We start from the raw sequence: 15163 nt of genomic DNA on the forward strand, positions 1-15163 counted from the left end.
GTATTTACTATGGGTTGTCGATGAAATTCTTGATGCTACTTATCGAGCATATTACCCAGCAGTTTTATCAGTTGATAATGGACTATTTGAAATTGAACCGTACTATGCAAGTGGCTTCTAACACATATGAGCCCCCAGCCTGTCAATAACCAAAGAATATCCTTTGATCACTTTTTCAAGATCAATCTGAATCCTAGTATCAGGTTTGTTTACTTCGTCTGTCATGGTCGATGTTAAGCAGGTTGCTTACGTCAAACACATATAGAGCTGCGCCGGTCACCGGATCGTCTTACGCATATTTGCTGCCAATATGTTTGCATCTCCCTACGCATTATTGGGTCACTAGACATTCATCGGTTAACCTTCATCTGTCCTATTCAAAGTTACATGGTTTATAGGTCCAGTTAGTATCGGGCTCAGTGAAGGTGTAAGCAAAATCTGATAAACGGGTATGTTGCGCGACAATGGCATGTCTAATCAAAGCGATTTGGTTAAGGCATATTGGTATAGTTATCGAAGCTGCTAGTGGCAGATTGATGTGCGATAACAAGATACTCGCCATTTTCCCAGTTAGACGATGAAGCTCATGCCATTGCGCGGCTTACCCGTTTAAAAACTTGTCTTCATTAAATACCTGCTGGTTCTTTAGCATGAAATAAACACAGCGTCCTATTTTATGTGCCAAAGCGGATAGTGCTTTGGTTTTGCAGGTTTAAACGTGTTTCTGGGGCCGGTAAATTATATTGACTGACGGTACTGGACACATGAGCCTTGAGTTGAGCACTCATACGCATGATGTGGGTGTGCCTTCTTAATGCATCTCTGATAGAGCGATGCTCTTTGGGGTAAGCATGAGCAAGAGGGAAGTTACCTCCGCGAATGAGTTTAGCGATTTTAAGCGCGTCGATTCTATCATTCTTAGTTTTACCTGTATGAATGGCTTTCATGTAAAGGGCATGGCCAAGAATAAAGTCAATATTGTGCTGTTCGCAAAAATCCGATACCCAATACCAACAATGCATACACTCGACACCTACTACGACTGCACCAAGATAGGGTCGAAGCAAAGTGAGTAGCTTTTCGGGCGAATCATTTATTTTCTCATGCACGAGCACATTGTTTTCATTGTCAATAATGCAGACATAAAGTAGACGCGTGTGTAAATCGATTCCACAATAGTATGGATGTGTATTAGTATAGAAATTCATTGAGTTTTCTCCGTTGGTTTGGTCGCCTATTAGGATAAACTCTGTTTATGCTAATGAGGAGGAGGCTCAATGAGTATCAAAGCGCTAAACTCGTTCCCTTCGGTCACTGGGACACAAACGCAATGCGAGGTTGCGCCAATTTTCGCATTCCGTTTATGCCCGTCAGATTAGTGTTAGCTTCAATGGTTCTATATGACACTAATTCAGAAATACGTTAAGTATGTAAATGATGCTTCATTCGTAATAACGGAGCTAGTGATTCTGCTACCAATATGCGTTGTCGCTTACTTGTTTTACCCTGATGTCGAGTTTACTCTTAGACTATTAATATTCGGTATTATTGCGAGCGCGGTGTCTCTTTTTCATATTTTTCTAGGCGTAATAGCTATAATTAATAATGATGTGATGGGTACATTGAATTTTTTGGTGATACCTATAATTGTATTTGGAGCTTTAGTTTATTTAGGGTATCGATGATATTACTTATGTTTTTCTGTATAAATGTTAGGGTTAGAAGGACTACTATGCATAGGCTAGCTAACAAAACTATTAACCGGGCCTTGGCAAAGTGCGGCCAACGTCGGTTATAGAAGGTGTTAGAGGCCACTCAACTATGAGTTTCATCATGAAGTATATTATTCTATTCGCTCTCTACATTCCTTGTATTGTATTTGCAAGCAACGAAGGCACTAAAGAGCTTAAAATAAAAAAATTAAGCGATAACGTTTATCAGCATATCTCATATAAGAAGGTTGAGCCATGGGGCTTAATTGGAGCCTCAGGTCTAGTTGTTATTAATGGTACTGAAGCGCATATGATCGATACCCCTTGGACAACCCAAGGAACAGAACAACTAATTGAATGGATTGAGGCTAAAGGTCTAACTATAAAAAGTGCAGTAGTTACTCATTTCCATGAGGATGCTAGTGGAGATATACCTTTTTTAACTGATTTAAAAATAAAAACCTATGCAACATCACTAACTAATAAGCTTCTTAAATTAAACCAGAAAGAAGCGTCTAGTGATGAAATATCAAGTAATACCTTTGAATTTATTGACGGTGTTGCCAGTGTGTTTTATCCCGGAGCGGGGCATACAGAGGACAATATTGTTGTTTGGCTTCCGAATGAAAAGATATTGTTTGGAGGTTGCTTTGTAAAAAGCCTTGAAAATAAAAATTTGGGTTATACGGGCGATGCAAATATTAGTGAATGGCCAAACTCTATGCAAAAAGTCATTAATCGTTATCCTGATGCCAAATTGGTTGTTCCAGGGCATGGTGAAGTTGGAGATGTTAGCTTGCTAAAGCATACACAAGAATTAGCTTTGTCTGCCAAGGCCTCTAACAAGCAAATCAATAAGGACTAAAAAAGTGGGCTGTTCGCTTCACTCCATTTTAACCCATTATTTTTAGCCTGTTATTTGGGCGTTGCATCTTGTAGAACTGGAAAACATGAACATCAAATTCACTAAAAATATTGCTCAATTTGTAGAGGATGAGATTCAACTCTCTCAGGTTGCCAGCGCTAAGAATCAAAATGATATAGCTTTTAGCCATCTTGAAAATGCTCATGTACTTGGTCAGGAATCAACTTACTGGCACGTTAAAGTTCATTTTCTTATGTTTTTGTGGTCAATCAGAAACCGAAGTCCCAAGGAATTCTTTGGGCAAATCTTGCGAATGTTTGGTGCTTTAACAAAGACAGCAATAGGCCTAGTGCCCATCGGAAATACTGGTGGTTCAAACATTAGCCCATTTCAAAAATTGCCTCTAAAGCCTGAACATCAGGCAGCTATTGTTAAGGCCAAGGTAACGAATAACAAGCGTTAGCCTCCTTAGATTCTTGCTTTTTTGAATAAAAAAGGCGTAGCTTTTGCTACTCGGATAAATCATAAACAAAAACATGAAGACGGATCATTTACAAAAGCGGGAAATGGCCGCTTGTTTAAAGCACTAGGTGTTAAAAATCGGTCAATATCAAATGCAATATGATGCTAGTAGCCCTTCAGAATATATTGAATCTCTAGATGCGGACTGGAGAAAAGAAAAACTGCTAGAACTACGACAGTTGATCCCTCAGCAAGATGCTGATATCCAAGAAACGATTAGCAAGACGAAAGATATCGCTAAAACTCGAACTAACGAATTTATTACACAAGCAATATCAATGCTTGCAGAGGGCAAAGATATTTCATGCTAAATTCTCAGATAATAAGTCAATCAATGTAGTTAATCAGGGCATGTCATGAGGGTGTTAGATGTTTAGTAACGCTGCTCGAATTTGAGTATGTATAAGGATATTTTAATGAGATTTGTTTTACTAGGTTTAATTTTGGTCTTATGTGGTTGTTCTTCAACCAGTTCAACCACGACAGGGCCTTTATATTCAGACACCATGGAAGTGATTAGAAGCGCTGCAGCTTCGGCACCAAAAGGGGTAAAAGGCGAGTATATTTTAAATGTCAAAGCTTCAGGAAGTGATCGCTCGGGTATTTATCTTAATACTGAACTGGATTACCGCGACCAAAGAAATATAACAGTTGCACTGGGTCCGAAAGTGGCTCTCCAGCTTTATAAAAATTATGAACAGAACCCCAAAACATTCTTTATTGGTAAATCAATTAAGATAAATGGTGAAGCGAAGAGAGCAAAAATTTACTTTTATTCGAAAGGAGAGAGAACGGAAAAGTATTATTATCAAACGCATATAAAAGTGCAGGACATTTCGCAGATAGAGGTAGTCGCTGGGCAAACTTAATACAGTAAATTATGCTTGATGATCACTTAGTCGTACTCAAGAACGTCTCTTGAATAATGAACGCGTCACTACTTGCACGATGTCTTTGAATCCCAGATTGCTTAATGAAAGCTTGTTTGGCAAAGTCCCATTTGTCAATCTGAGATTCTGTCATTATCATCTCTAGTGCGCTGACTGAAAACGCTTTTGTAACACCAGCTCGGTCAAACAGTTTATTTAACCAAACAGCATCTACAGACCAAGCATCCGAATATAGGGTTTTTTTGGCAAATAATGCATTAAGCTCGAGACAGATTTCAACACCCGGAACGCCATTATCGTGAAGTGTCTGTTTGGATATACCGTGCAGATCCTCTGCCGCTTGATCCCAGTGAACCCAATCATCGAATGGCGCGATGAGTTTGCAAAAGCGCTCTCCATATTCATCTATCACACCTATTTCGATTGGGTAGCTATGCGAACCAAAACCACTGGCCTCTATATCAATAATACAGGGTGGGTGTTTGTACTTTTGGTTCAAGTTTTAGTCCTTTTATGTCTTTATTCTCAAATGATTTTGGTTTTTACTTGCCCAATAGCTTTAATATATCCGCCTCAATATCTTTAGGTTTTGTCGTGGGCGCATAACGCTTAATTGCATTCCCATTTTGATCGACTAAGAACTTAGTGAAATTCCATTTAATTCCTTTGCTTCCCAATAGGCCGGGGGCTTCTTGTTTTAGCCATGTGTAAACAGGTGCTTCGTTTTGGCCATTGACTTCAATTTTGGTTGAAAGCGGAAAACTTAAGTTAAAGCGCATTTCACAGAAGCTAGCAATATCGTCATCATTACCAGGCTCTTGGTGACCAAATTGATCACATGGAAAGCCAATGACTTCTAAGCCATCGTGTTGATGTGTTTTATGAAGTGCCTCTAAGCCGTCATATTGTGGTGTAAAACCACATTTACTGGCAGTGTTAACAATCAATAGTACTTTGCCTTTGTAAGTGCTAAAGCTTATTGTTTCGCCTTTATTATTGGTGTAATCAAAGTCGTAAATCGTTTGTGTCATATTCGTTCCTAATTATTTTTCTTCCATCATACTATTTACGCTTCTACCTTAATATTTGTTTGTTTTATACATGAATATTTTAAAAGGCAATCGATTAAAAACGGGCAATCATGGGTTTGATTTTTGATAGTTTGTCCAAGTTAGTATCGGATAGGGTAATAGCATCTAGGTCATTAATAAGTGCATTTGCATCTACTTTTTTATAGTCTTTTTGTTTTAATTCACACATAGATTGCAATAAGTTAAGTGCAAATGCTGGCACATCAGGATACAAAATATACGCTTTATAAAAACACTCTAGAGCCTTTCGATGGTCGCCGTTGAGGTAATGTTGCATTCCTTGATCATTGTGACGAATAGCTTTGTCTTTGGTTAAGCCTAGCTTACTTTCGGTATCTTGTATCAAAAAGTCTGCAAGTACCATATCTATCTGGTTGTTTTGTTCCGCCATACGAGTTTCACACGTTAATAAAATCTCTTTCGCTTTGTCGGGGTATCCGAGCCCAAACCAAACTTTTATCGCATCTGACATTGTAGGTATTTTATTTATGATATCGTTTTTATATGGGTTAGCTTCTAATAGCCTTGACGCTTTATCTTCATCACCTTCTAAAAGACTTGCATGAGCAAGCATGTAGGTTCTTTGTTGTTCGGATTGCCGGTCTATCATAAAGTGGCTGGCATTACCGATTAGCTTTTTAGCAGAGAGTAAATCGTCTAGTCGATCGTCAATATCGACTTGTTCTGCCTGTAAAAGATAGTAGCGAGCTAATTCGATTGTGAATTCGTCAAAGCGTTCTTTAACCGTAAAGTTGCTAAGGCGTTTCTTTTCTAACAACTCGATAGCTTCATCGTCTTTATTTTGCATTTGAAAAGCTAATATTTTTAGCTTAGTTGCTTGGATAGTCAGATCATTGTCATTAATATTGTCTAATTGACGCTCAGCTTTCTCATAGTCCTGTTGTGAAATGGCAAGACAAGCGAGCCACTCGAATGCTTTCTCTTTGGTTAATTGTGCTGAAAGTAACGAATCAATCATCGCTTCGCAATTTTGCCAACGGCCCGCTAAATACTCACTTTTAATTAACCCCCAGTGTGCCCATAAAATACTGTTAGAGTGTTCTAATATATCTCTGTATAGCGCAATGGCTGAATCATAGTCCTTAAGCTCGATGAATAAACGACCTTGAAGCTTTATAAAATCGGTTCTGAAGCGTTTTTTTAAATTGTTAGACAATCTGGATTGGATGTAATTGAGAGCTAATTTCGGTTTTTTTTGTCTAAAAAGTCCAGTGCAGGTAACAGTTCGCTTCGGACTGCCAAACATTTTCTTAGCGCAGTCACAACTGACTTAATTGTATAGGGTTTGAGAAGAATCATGTCGGGATGCAGGTCTAATATTTGACCAATGGTTTGTGGTAGCCTATCCGACGTGATGAATATTAAACTGGTTGAAGGATTTAATATTTCAGACTCTAGGAGCGATTGCGCCCACTCAACACCATTTTTATTCTGCCCGAGATGAAAGTCAATGAAGATGACTTCAAAGTTTTTAGTACGCAGGCCGTTTCTTAATTCCTTACCATTGCTATAACTTGATATTTCAAGATTTTCCATTGTTATTAAATGGCTTCGAAGATTAATTCTTGCAGTCGTATTGTCTTCAACAATGGCGATACGATTTTTTTGCACGGCAACTCAGTGGTTTTTAAACAATATATCCTAAAGCTTACCAATCTAATCCATTTAATACAGCATGTTTGTCGTATAAATATACAAATATAGGAATAGAACCCTTTTATTTTGTAAATAAAAAATTTAAAAGTAGTGTGAAGCGCCACCATTCTTGTCACATTTAATTTACAAAATTGTCAGCTTACTGCTAAACTTTACGTTTACGTAAAGGTAAACCTTGGTTACTTTACTCATTAATTCGATAGCACTCAGTATTCTTTAAAAGGTAGGCTCAATGAACAAGGTTCCACAGTTAATCGACGGAGCATTCGTCCAATCTTCAACTCAAGAATGGATTTCAGTAACAAACCCTGCGAATAATCAAGAAATTGCAAAAGCCCCCATTGCTTTGCAAAGCGAAATTGACCAAGCAATAGCAGCAGCTGAAATGGCATTTCAGACATGGAAAAAGGTAGCCGTTTCAGAAAGAGCAAGAGTGATGCTTAGATATCAACATTTACTCAAAGAGCATCACGATGAATTAGCAAAAATATTATCGAGTGAAACAGGGAAGACGTTTGATGATGCGAAAGGTGACGTATGGCGCGGCATTGAAGTCGTTGAGCAAGCTGCTAACATCGCTTCAATGATGATGGGCGAAACGGTTGAGAATGTTGCAAAGGGCATTGATACCTACAGCATGATTCAACCATTGGGTGTTTGTTTAGGTATTACACCTTTCAATTTCCCTGCAATGATTCCCTTATGGATGTTTCCGATGGCAATTGCATCGGGTAATACCTTTATACTCAAACCTTCTGAGCAAGACCCGCTTACGCCAATTAGACTTGCAGAGCTGTTTATAGAGGCAGGCGCCCCTAAAGGTGTATTGAATGTTATTCACGGTTCAAAAGATCAAGTCAATTATTTGTTGAACCACCGGGCGATTCGCGCTGTTTCGTTTGTCGGCAGTGTGCCAGTTGGTCAGCATATCTACAAAACTGCCACTGATAATATGAAACGAGCTCAATGTTTCGCTGGTGCAAAGAACCATTCGGTTATCATGCCAGACGCAAATAAAGAGCACGTTATCAACAATTTGGTTGGTGCATCAGTTGGCGCAGCTGGACAGCGCTGTATGGCGATTTCCGTTGCTGTCTTTGTTGGCAACAGTAAAGAGTGGATTAAACCGCTTGCAGAACAAATCGCAAAGGTTAAACCAGGCCTATGGGATGATAAAGAGGCGGGTTTTGGTCCTTTAATCAGCCCAGCTGCGAAAGCTAGAGTGCTTTCTCTTATTCAACAAGGTAAAGAAGAGGGCGCAACGGTATTGGTTGATGGCTCGAACACTACCGTTGCCGGTTATGAATCTGGCAATTGGGTCGGGCCTACTGTGTTTGCCAATGTCACACCAAATATGTCTATTTACCAAGAAGAAATTTTCGGTCCCGTACTGTGCTGTATTGAAGTAGATACTTTAGATGAAGCACTTGAGTTGGTGAATAATAATCCATACGGAAATGGTACTTCAATATTTACCGCGAGTGGCGCGGCTGCCAGAAAATACCAGTCAAATGTTGAGGTTGGCCAGGTAGGTATCAATGTACCGATTCCAGTGCCGCTTCCCTTCTTTTCTTTCACTGGTTGGAAAAATAGTTTTTACGGTGATCTACATGCTTATGGAAAGCAAGCGGTGCGTTTCTATACTGAGACGAAGACGATCACATCACGTTGGTTGGACGATGATATCCCAAGTGGACCAAACATGACGATTGACCTGAAGTAAGCGTAATAGGAAGTAATCATGAATTTTGAATTAAATGAAGACCAAAAAGCATTTGCTGAAACGGCTAAGCAATTTGCTGATCAAGCGCTAGCGCCATATGCTTCAAAATGGGACCGTGAGCATATTTTTCCCGTTGATACGATTAAAGAAGCCGGTGAGTTGGGTTTTTGTGGTTTGTATACACCAGAATCTGAAGGCGGTTTGGGATTATCAAGGCTAGATTCGTCCATTATATTTGAACAGTTGGCTACCGGCTGTACAGCAACGACTGCTATGTTGACCATACATAATATGGCGACATGGATGCTTGCAACGTGGGGGACCTCAGACGCTAAACATACATGGATGGAACGTTTAGTGACAGGGGATGCGCTAGCTAGCTATTGTCTGACGGAGCCCGATGCCGGATCTGATGCCGGTTCGCTGAGAACTTCTGCGCGCAAACAAGGCGATGAATACATTATCAATGGTGCGAAGGTGTTTATTTCAGGCGCTGGCTCGACGCAAGTTTTGATCGTCATGGCACGAACTGGTGGAGCAGGCCCTAGTGGCGTGAGCGCATTTGTTGTGCCTGCCGATGCACAAGGTATTGAGTATGGCAAAGCAGAAGAAAAAATGGGTTGGAATGCACAACCAACTCGAATGGTATCTTTTGTTGATGTAACCGTTCCTGCAAGTGCTTTATTGGGTAACGAAGGAGAAGGATTTAAGTTTGCAATGCAAGGGCTAGATGGAGGACGCGTTAACATTGCCACCTGCTCTTTGGGTACTGCGCAAAAAGCATTAGAAACGGCTAGGGCCTATATGCAAGAGCGTAAACAATTTGGAAAAACCTTAGCCAGCTTTCAAGCGCTGCAATTTAAGCTTGCCGATATGGCAACGGAATTGGTCGCTGCTAGACAAATGATTAGACTTGCAGCGAGTAAAATCGACAACAACGATGCTGATAAAACGACTTATTGTGCAATGGCAAAGCGTTTCGCTACCGATGTAGGTTTTGAGGTGTGCAATCAAGCGCTACAAATACATGGTGGCTATGGTTACATTAAAGAATATCCATTAGAGCGATATGTTAGAGACGTGCGAGTTCACCAAATTTTGGAGGGGACGAATGAGGTCATGCGCGTCATCGTTTCTCGTCGTCTATTAAGTGATGAAGCTGAGGTTTTATAATCATACATGGGCTTTAACACAACCTTTGATGTTAATTATTTTGATGGGTAGGTGAGGGTATTAATGGCAGTTGTTAATGTAGAAAAACTCGAGACTAAGCATGCTGGAAAATATCTCGCATGCCTCACGTTGAATAGGCCTGAATCTCTAAATGCTCTGAACCTAGAAATGCTGAAAATTATCCATTCGGCTTTGTGTGAATGGCGCACAGATGATTCTATTGTTGCCATATTGATAAATTCACAAGGTGATAAAGCGTTTTGTGCAGGCGGTGATGTGGTGGCGCTTTACAAAGGTATGCAAGCTATTAAGTCCGAGCAAGTTAAACATAATACTGATGCGGCCAATTTTGAATTTGTGCCCAAAGAGATTGACGATTTTTTTGTATATGAATATCAAACAGATTACATGATACACACTTACCCAAAGCCAATTATTGCATGGGGTAATGGTTATATTATGGGCGGTGGTATGGGTATCTATTCGGGAGCGGATATCAAAATTGCTACCGAGAAGACTAAGATGGCAATGCCCGAAGTGAGTATCGGTTTATTCCCAGATGTCGGCGCGAGCTATTTTTTAAATCAATTACCCAAGGGTGTTGGGATGTTTATGGGACTAACGGGTGTCCAGCTAAACGCCAGAGATGCGCACTGTGCGACGATGTGTACTCATATCATTGATGCCGCGAAACAAGCTGAGTTTAAAGCGCGTTTGTTAACTTGTGAACAATTTACAACACGTAGTTTAAATGATTTAGCGTCTGAGTTTATGGATGAATCCACTGAGTGGCAAGGCCTTCAATCTCACCTAGGCGCGTTATCAGCCTATCAGTCTTTGTATGATGAACAGGATGTAAAAAAACTTGATAGCAAATTTAACGAGCTATTCGAGTCTAAGCTAGATTCAGCATGGCATTGTAAAGCAAAGAATTCATACACGAGTGCTAGCCCAACCGCAATAGCTATCACTCATCGCCAGCTTATACAGGGTAGCGAACTGTCGCTTGCTGAGTGTTTTGAACAAGAAACTAATATGGTTTTTCAGTCATTATTTAATGGTGAGTTTTGTGAGGGGGTCCGCGCGCTGCTAATAGATAAAGACAAATCGCCTAGGTGGCATTTTGACTCACCTGAATCAGTACCCAAAGAAGTGATTGATAGCTTCTTTAGCTTTTTTAAAGACCAAACACATCCTTTATTTTCGTTAGCAGAAGACTTTAATTAGGAACACGGCAATGAGTACACAAAAACAAAAAATTGCATTTTACGGCCTGGGTAATATGGGGGCATCGATGGCGACAAACCTCATAAAATCAGGGTTTGATGTCACTGTCTTCGATTTAGTAGACGAGCAAGTTAAGAGACTAATAGACGCAGGTGCTAAGGGGGCTTCTTCTTCGGCTGAGGCTGGAATGGGTGCAGACATCATTATTACTATGCTGCCGGCTGGAAAACACGTAGAGAGTTTATACTTCACAAAACATGGCGATGGTCAACGACTTGTGGATGTTGTGCAAACGAATGCGCTGTTTATCGATTGTAGTACGATTGAAACAAACACATCAAAATCAATTAGCTCACAATTAAGTGCAAACGGTCATAGGTTTGTTGATGCGCCCGTTTCTGGTGGAGTAGCGGGTGCGGCCGCCGGTACACTAACGTTTATTGTGGGTGGCGCAACAAGTGATTTTGAAATTGCACAGCCGATATTAGCTAACATGGGGAAGCATATCTTTCATGCAGGAAGTGTTGGAGCTGGTCAGGCTGCGAAAATTTGCAATAATATGCTGTTGTCTATTTTAATGGCGGGGACGTCAGAGGCACTAAATCTAGCCATTGCTAACGGCCTAGATCCCAAGGTCATGTCTGAGATTATGCTACAAAGTTCCGGGCGTAATTGGACTTTGGAGCTTTATAACCCTTGCCCTGATGTTATGCCCAACGTGCCTTCTTCAAATGAATACAACGGCGGTTTTATGGTTGATTTGATGAACAAAGATCTAGGACTTGCAATGGATAACGCGAGTGATAAATCTGCGATTACGCCTATGGGGGCTTTGGCAAAATCGCTGTATCAAATTCACGCTCAACAAGGATACGGCGCTAAGGATTTTTCAAGTATTTTTGAAGCCTTCAAAACATCAAAATAAAAACAAAGCTGGGTTTACTATGTATGTTTTTGTATTATTCACAAAAACATACATAGAGTTAATGTCTGATGTGGCGTTGCCCAATCTGTCACAAGCATTTGGCAGACAATCCTAATAGTTCAAGTAAGTATCGTGCTTTGCAGTGTGATAACAACCATACGTTTGATCAAGCTAAGCAAGGGTACTTCAATTTGCTGCCGGTACAAAATAAGCGTTCGAAGCTTCCCGGCGACGATAAATCAATGGTACAGGCTAGGCATGAGTTTTTGTCATTGGGTTATTATGATCATTTAATCCACACAATTTACGGGTACTTGCAAGCATATCAAAATTCACTAAATACTCTGTATGATGCTGGTTGTGGAACAGGTTATTATCTTAATCAGTTGGGCTCACTACTAAATGGCACTCAACTTTCAGGCCATGATATTTCGAAAGAAGCGATTATTTGTGCATCAAAAAAGTATAAACATATCTCGTTTTGCGTAGCGTCGACGGTCAACGTCCCTATTATGGACGAGACCCAAGACCTTATTGTTCAAGTTTTTTCGCCACCATGTGAAAATGAATATCGCCGATTACTCAAGCAAAATGGTATTTTGGTCATTGTCGAGCCAGCAACGTCTCATTTGAAAGAGCTAAAAGCAATGCTTTATGAGACTGTTCAAGCACACCAAACAAAGCAAAATAATATAGAAGGCTTTGACTTATTGAGCATGTTAAACGCATCTCAGACAATTGAGTTTTCTACGCCTAATTGCGCACTTAATTTATTGAAAATGACTCCATATTATTGGAGCGCGGACGAAGCTCAAAAGGCTTACATTAATAATCATTTGAGAAAGGTCACCACTGATTTTTCAATAAACATTTATAAGAAACGATGAGTTTATATATGACTAAGCGCGCTTTATTTTTAGATCGAGATGGCATTATCAATAAAGACTATGGCTACGTTATCGACGCGTCAGAATTTGTGTTTTGCGAAGGTATCTTTGAGTTAGTTAAGGAAGCGAATCAACTCGGACTGTTAGTTATCGTTGTCACCAACCAATCGGGCATTGCGCGAGGATATTATTCTGAAGAACAGTTCTTATTGCTTTCAGATTGGATGAAATCTCAGTTTGCTCGACAGCAGGCTATCATTAACGATGTCTTTTACTGTCCTCATCACCCGACGCATGGGGATAGTGAATATACTCGTATCTGTGATTGCAGAAAACCAGAGACTGGCATGTTTATCTCAGCGAAAAAAAAGTATGCCATTGATCTATCTACGTCAATTATGGTCGGCGATAAAAACTCTGATATGAAAGCGGGCCTTAATGCAGGGATCAAGAATAATTATTGGTTAGATCATTCTTCCACTATCAAAAGTATGAACATAGTTAATTCCAACAATGCGAGTATAAAAATAATACAGAGTCTTGCTGAGGTCGTATTAAGCAATTAAGCATTTTTTACTTTTGTGTGAAAGTAGAGAAATGCTTAATTGAACGACTAAGTAGATTAGTGTCTATTTCTGTAAGGACCTTTTGGTTGGTCATGTAGTCTCTAATTTCAAAGCTACCATCACGGCTTACTTCTGTAATAAGACCATCATGCACCACAACTAAATGAGGACCTTGCGTACTGATTGACCATTTTCTTTTCGGTAGTTGAAGTGCTTGCCCCATAGAAAATTGTTCAGCTTGTGCATTGCAGCCCAGCTCGTTTATAAGCGTAGGGGCAATGTCTTCAGTCGTAGACATCTGTGCTGCAGTGTCAATGTTGCTATAGAGCTCTTTGTAATAAGTATTTGCAGAGTCAATCGCAATGAGAACACTCGCTTGTTGAGACAATACGTTTAAATTAATTGATTTAAGTTGTTCTAGAGTAATACTAGCGATAAACATACCTTGAGGCATTTGCTCGAGTTTATCTATAAACTCAATGGCCTCAGCGATTCTAAAGTCTTCGAATCTTCTACTGTGAGATAAGGCATCGTTTGAAAAAATATTGATATCAACATTAAATGCATTGGGTAAAGCCAAGCTAACCGGCATCTCAGCGCTAATGCCGTCTAAAAAAGCTTGAGGCATGCCGTAAATCACTGATGCAAGATAATCACTTTCAAGCGTGTCACTGATAAAGTGGTAGCCATTATTTTTCAATCCACTGTCTGAAAGTGAATTCAAAGTATTTTCTTCAAATCCTGTTACACGCAAAAAAACAGTTTTCTTGGTATTGTCAACGCTGCAATAAATCTGCTCAGGTGGATAATTAATGCTAAATGCATTGTCGTCAAACTGAAGGTTTTGTCTTTGGCGATAGTCTTGAAGGTCCAATAAACCGGCTCTAGACATCAGTGTTTTGGCCGTTGCCGGATATGAAAGCGGGAACATGTTGTCTTGCTGCAACACTGGCGCATATAGTTTTGCATCGGCCCATACATGAATTGCATGACTGGTAACAAAACAGGCTAAAAATGCGGTAGTGACATATTTTCCAATCTTGATTTTTTGGAATCGTTTTAGATGTCTAAAAATGGCATTTGCGATAACCAGTTGGAACATTAACCACACAACAAATAAAAGCACCAAATAAAACCATTGTAACCAACTAAACGCGCTAATCTGGCCTTGCGTCTCAGTTCTTAAAAGTTCCGCAGAACTCAATGTGATATGAAAGCCCGTCTTGTTAAACAGAAGTGCATCAAATGCTAGAAGAGCTAATGCAATAGCTGCGGTAACAGAGCCAACTATTTTTAGCACACGAGTGTTTGATATTTGATAACACAATGGAAGTAACAACACGATAAAACCAAAAAAAGTAATAAAGCTGATGTGACCAAACCAAGTGATGAACAAATAAACAGTACTGATGAAGGAAGTAGGTGCCGGTGATGCAATCACATACACAGACGAAATTATAATCGCTAAAACTATGTTAGCAAAAGCAAACCAGTGTCCCCAACTAACTTGGTCGTTAATTAATTTACGACGTGGTGATTCGGTATAAATCATTTCTTACCTAATTGCCTTTAGTACTGCGCTTTAAAATTTCGCAAAATTTTTCAATCATCGCTTCTCGGTTTTGCGGTGCGACTTGATTGGCAAAAATATTTGTAACGACATTACCCAATACCATTAATGACAAATCAGTGCCTGCATTGTGCTTCTCTAATGCAACGATAACGTCCTGCATTAAATTTTCGAATGATTCGTCTGAATATTTTGATTGCTGCGGCATTGATAAGTCCTGTGATTTTTCTTCAGAAAGTGAGTACAATTAAGAGTATAAGGCTGAAAGTATAAGCCTACAAATTTCAATCACAATCAATTGTTAAGTTAATTCACTGATTTTGCAACAGAACGTG

At 39.8% G+C, this 15163-nt stretch carries 16 protein-coding genes and 1 pseudogene; 10 read left to right on the plus strand and 7 right to left on the minus strand.

All coding sequences use genetic code 11. The features are described from left to right. Positions 1-695 precede the first annotated feature (695 nt). Positions 696-1208 (minus strand): annotated as a pseudogene (locus KUL10_RS00005) (transposase); the annotation flags it as partial. Positions 1209-1833: 625 nt separating this feature from the next. Between KUL10_RS00005 and blaVMB the strand changes: the two are divergent. The 4 genes from blaVMB (at position 1834) to KUL10_RS00030 (ending at position 3968) form a co-directional block, all read left to right on the plus strand. Further along, positions 1834-2577 (plus strand): VMB family subclass B1 metallo-beta-lactamase, encoded by a 744-nt coding sequence (gene blaVMB, locus KUL10_RS00015; RefSeq protein WP_158525283.1) that lies wholly within the window; start codon positions 1834-1836, stop codon positions 2575-2577. Between the two features lie 85 nt (positions 2578-2662). Continuing rightward, the gene (locus KUL10_RS00020) at positions 2663-3040 is read left to right on the plus strand and encodes a DUF3703 domain-containing protein (protein ID WP_110426866.1); all 378 of its coding nucleotides are present in this window, start codon (positions 2663-2665) and stop codon (positions 3038-3040) included. Between the two features lie 127 nt (positions 3041-3167). Beyond that, positions 3168-3410: a hypothetical protein gene (locus KUL10_RS00025; RefSeq protein ID WP_110426867.1), complete on the plus strand. Its 243-nt coding sequence runs from the start codon at positions 3168-3170 to the stop codon at positions 3408-3410. Positions 3411-3515: 105 nt separating this feature from the next. Next, positions 3516-3968: a hypothetical protein gene (locus tag KUL10_RS00030; protein ID WP_110426868.1), complete on the plus strand. Its 453-nt coding sequence runs from the start codon at positions 3516-3518 to the stop codon at positions 3966-3968. Between the two features lie 22 nt (positions 3969-3990). Here the strand turns inward: KUL10_RS00030 and KUL10_RS00035 are convergent, their stop codons facing one another. The 4 genes from KUL10_RS00035 to KUL10_RS00050 form a co-directional block, all read right to left on the minus strand. Further along, positions 3991-4488 (minus strand): hypothetical protein, encoded by a 498-nt coding sequence (locus KUL10_RS00035; protein ID WP_110426869.1) that lies wholly within the window; start codon positions 4486-4488, stop codon positions 3991-3993. 43 nt (positions 4489-4531) lie between these two features. Beyond that, on the minus strand, positions 4532-5020 hold the full coding sequence (locus tag KUL10_RS00040) for a glutathione peroxidase (protein ID WP_110426870.1): 489 nt from the start codon (positions 5018-5020) through the stop codon (positions 4532-4534). Between the two features lie 94 nt (positions 5021-5114). After that, positions 5115-6257 (minus strand): lipopolysaccharide assembly protein LapB, encoded by a 1143-nt coding sequence (locus tag KUL10_RS00045; RefSeq protein WP_110426871.1) that lies wholly within the window; start codon positions 6255-6257, stop codon positions 5115-5117. A 23-nt stretch (positions 6258-6280) separates the two neighbouring features. Continuing rightward, a complete protein-coding gene (locus KUL10_RS00050) occupies positions 6281-6712 on the minus strand; it encodes a response regulator (RefSeq protein ID WP_110426872.1) in 432 nt (143 codons plus the stop codon). A gap of 277 nt (positions 6713-6989) precedes the next feature. On the opposite strand from KUL10_RS00050, the gene KUL10_RS00055 reads away from it, so the two are divergent. From KUL10_RS00055 to gmhB, 6 genes are all read left to right on the plus strand, one after another. Next, positions 6990-8480, plus strand: coding sequence for a CoA-acylating methylmalonate-semialdehyde dehydrogenase (locus KUL10_RS00055; protein WP_110426873.1), 1491 nt, complete (start codon positions 6990-6992; stop codon positions 8478-8480). A gap of 18 nt (positions 8481-8498) precedes the next feature. Then, on the plus strand, positions 8499-9653 hold the full coding sequence (locus KUL10_RS00060; protein WP_110426874.1) for an acyl-CoA dehydrogenase family protein: 1155 nt from the start codon (positions 8499-8501) through the stop codon (positions 9651-9653). Between the two features lie 63 nt (positions 9654-9716). Continuing rightward, entirely contained in the window at positions 9717-10880 is a 1164-nt protein-coding gene (locus KUL10_RS00065; protein ID WP_110426875.1) for an enoyl-CoA hydratase/isomerase family protein, read from the plus strand. A gap of 10 nt (positions 10881-10890) precedes the next feature. Next, positions 10891-11805 (plus strand): 3-hydroxyisobutyrate dehydrogenase, encoded by a 915-nt coding sequence (gene mmsB, locus KUL10_RS00070; protein WP_110426876.1) that lies wholly within the window; start codon positions 10891-10893, stop codon positions 11803-11805. A gap of 68 nt (positions 11806-11873) precedes the next feature. Then, positions 11874-12692: a putative RNA methyltransferase gene (locus KUL10_RS00075; protein WP_110426877.1), complete on the plus strand. Its 819-nt coding sequence runs from the start codon at positions 11874-11876 to the stop codon at positions 12690-12692. 8 nt (positions 12693-12700) lie between these two features. Continuing rightward, complete coding sequence (gmhB, locus tag KUL10_RS00080; RefSeq protein WP_110427561.1) at positions 12701-13258, plus strand: D-glycero-beta-D-manno-heptose 1,7-bisphosphate 7-phosphatase; 558 nt, start codon at positions 12701-12703, stop codon at positions 13256-13258. Between the two features lie 7 nt (positions 13259-13265). Here the strand turns inward: gmhB and KUL10_RS00085 are convergent, their stop codons facing one another. Then, the gene (locus KUL10_RS00085; RefSeq protein WP_110426878.1) at positions 13266-14810 is read right to left on the minus strand and encodes a DUF3413 domain-containing protein; all 1545 of its coding nucleotides are present in this window, start codon (positions 14808-14810) and stop codon (positions 13266-13268) included. 7 nt (positions 14811-14817) lie between these two features. Further along, positions 14818-15036, minus strand: coding sequence for a DUF1414 domain-containing protein (locus tag KUL10_RS00090; RefSeq protein WP_110426879.1), 219 nt, complete (start codon positions 15034-15036; stop codon positions 14818-14820). Positions 15037-15163 lie beyond the last annotated feature (127 nt).

Source organism: Glaciecola sp. KUL10 (genome assembly GCF_003203515.1).
Taxonomy (GTDB): domain Bacteria; phylum Pseudomonadota; class Gammaproteobacteria; order Enterobacterales; family Alteromonadaceae; genus Glaciecola.

Excerpts from the sequence above, each read along its gene's own strand:
- blaVMB (WP_158525283.1), top strand. The coding sequence starts at position 1,834 with ATGAAGTATATTATTCTATTCGCTCTCTACATTCCTTGTATTGTATTT.
- KUL10_RS00020 (WP_110426866.1), top strand. The coding sequence starts at position 2,663 with ATGAACATCAAATTCACTAAAAATATTGCTCAATTTGTAGAGGATGAG.
- KUL10_RS00030 (WP_110426868.1), top strand. The coding sequence starts at position 3,516 with ATGAGATTTGTTTTACTAGGTTTAATTTTGGTCTTATGTGGTTGTTCT.
- KUL10_RS00040 (WP_110426870.1), bottom strand. The coding sequence starts at position 5,020 with ATGACACAAACGATTTACGACTTTGATTACACCAATAATAAAGGCGAA.
- KUL10_RS00055 (WP_110426873.1), top strand. The coding sequence starts at position 6,990 with ATGAACAAGGTTCCACAGTTAATCGACGGAGCATTCGTCCAATCTTCA.
- KUL10_RS00060 (WP_110426874.1), top strand. The coding sequence starts at position 8,499 with ATGAATTTTGAATTAAATGAAGACCAAAAAGCATTTGCTGAAACGGCT.
- KUL10_RS00065 (WP_110426875.1), top strand. The coding sequence starts at position 9,717 with ATGGCAGTTGTTAATGTAGAAAAACTCGAGACTAAGCATGCTGGAAAA.
- mmsB (WP_110426876.1), top strand. The coding sequence starts at position 10,891 with ATGAGTACACAAAAACAAAAAATTGCATTTTACGGCCTGGGTAATATG.
- KUL10_RS00075 (WP_110426877.1), top strand. The coding sequence starts at position 11,874 with ATGTGGCGTTGCCCAATCTGTCACAAGCATTTGGCAGACAATCCTAAT.
- gmhB (WP_110427561.1), top strand. The coding sequence starts at position 12,701 with ATGACTAAGCGCGCTTTATTTTTAGATCGAGATGGCATTATCAATAAA.
- KUL10_RS00085 (WP_110426878.1), bottom strand. The coding sequence starts at position 14,810 with ATGATTTATACCGAATCACCACGTCGTAAATTAATTAACGACCAAGTT.
- KUL10_RS00090 (WP_110426879.1), bottom strand. The coding sequence starts at position 15,036 with ATGCCGCAGCAATCAAAATATTCAGACGAATCATTCGAAAATTTAATG.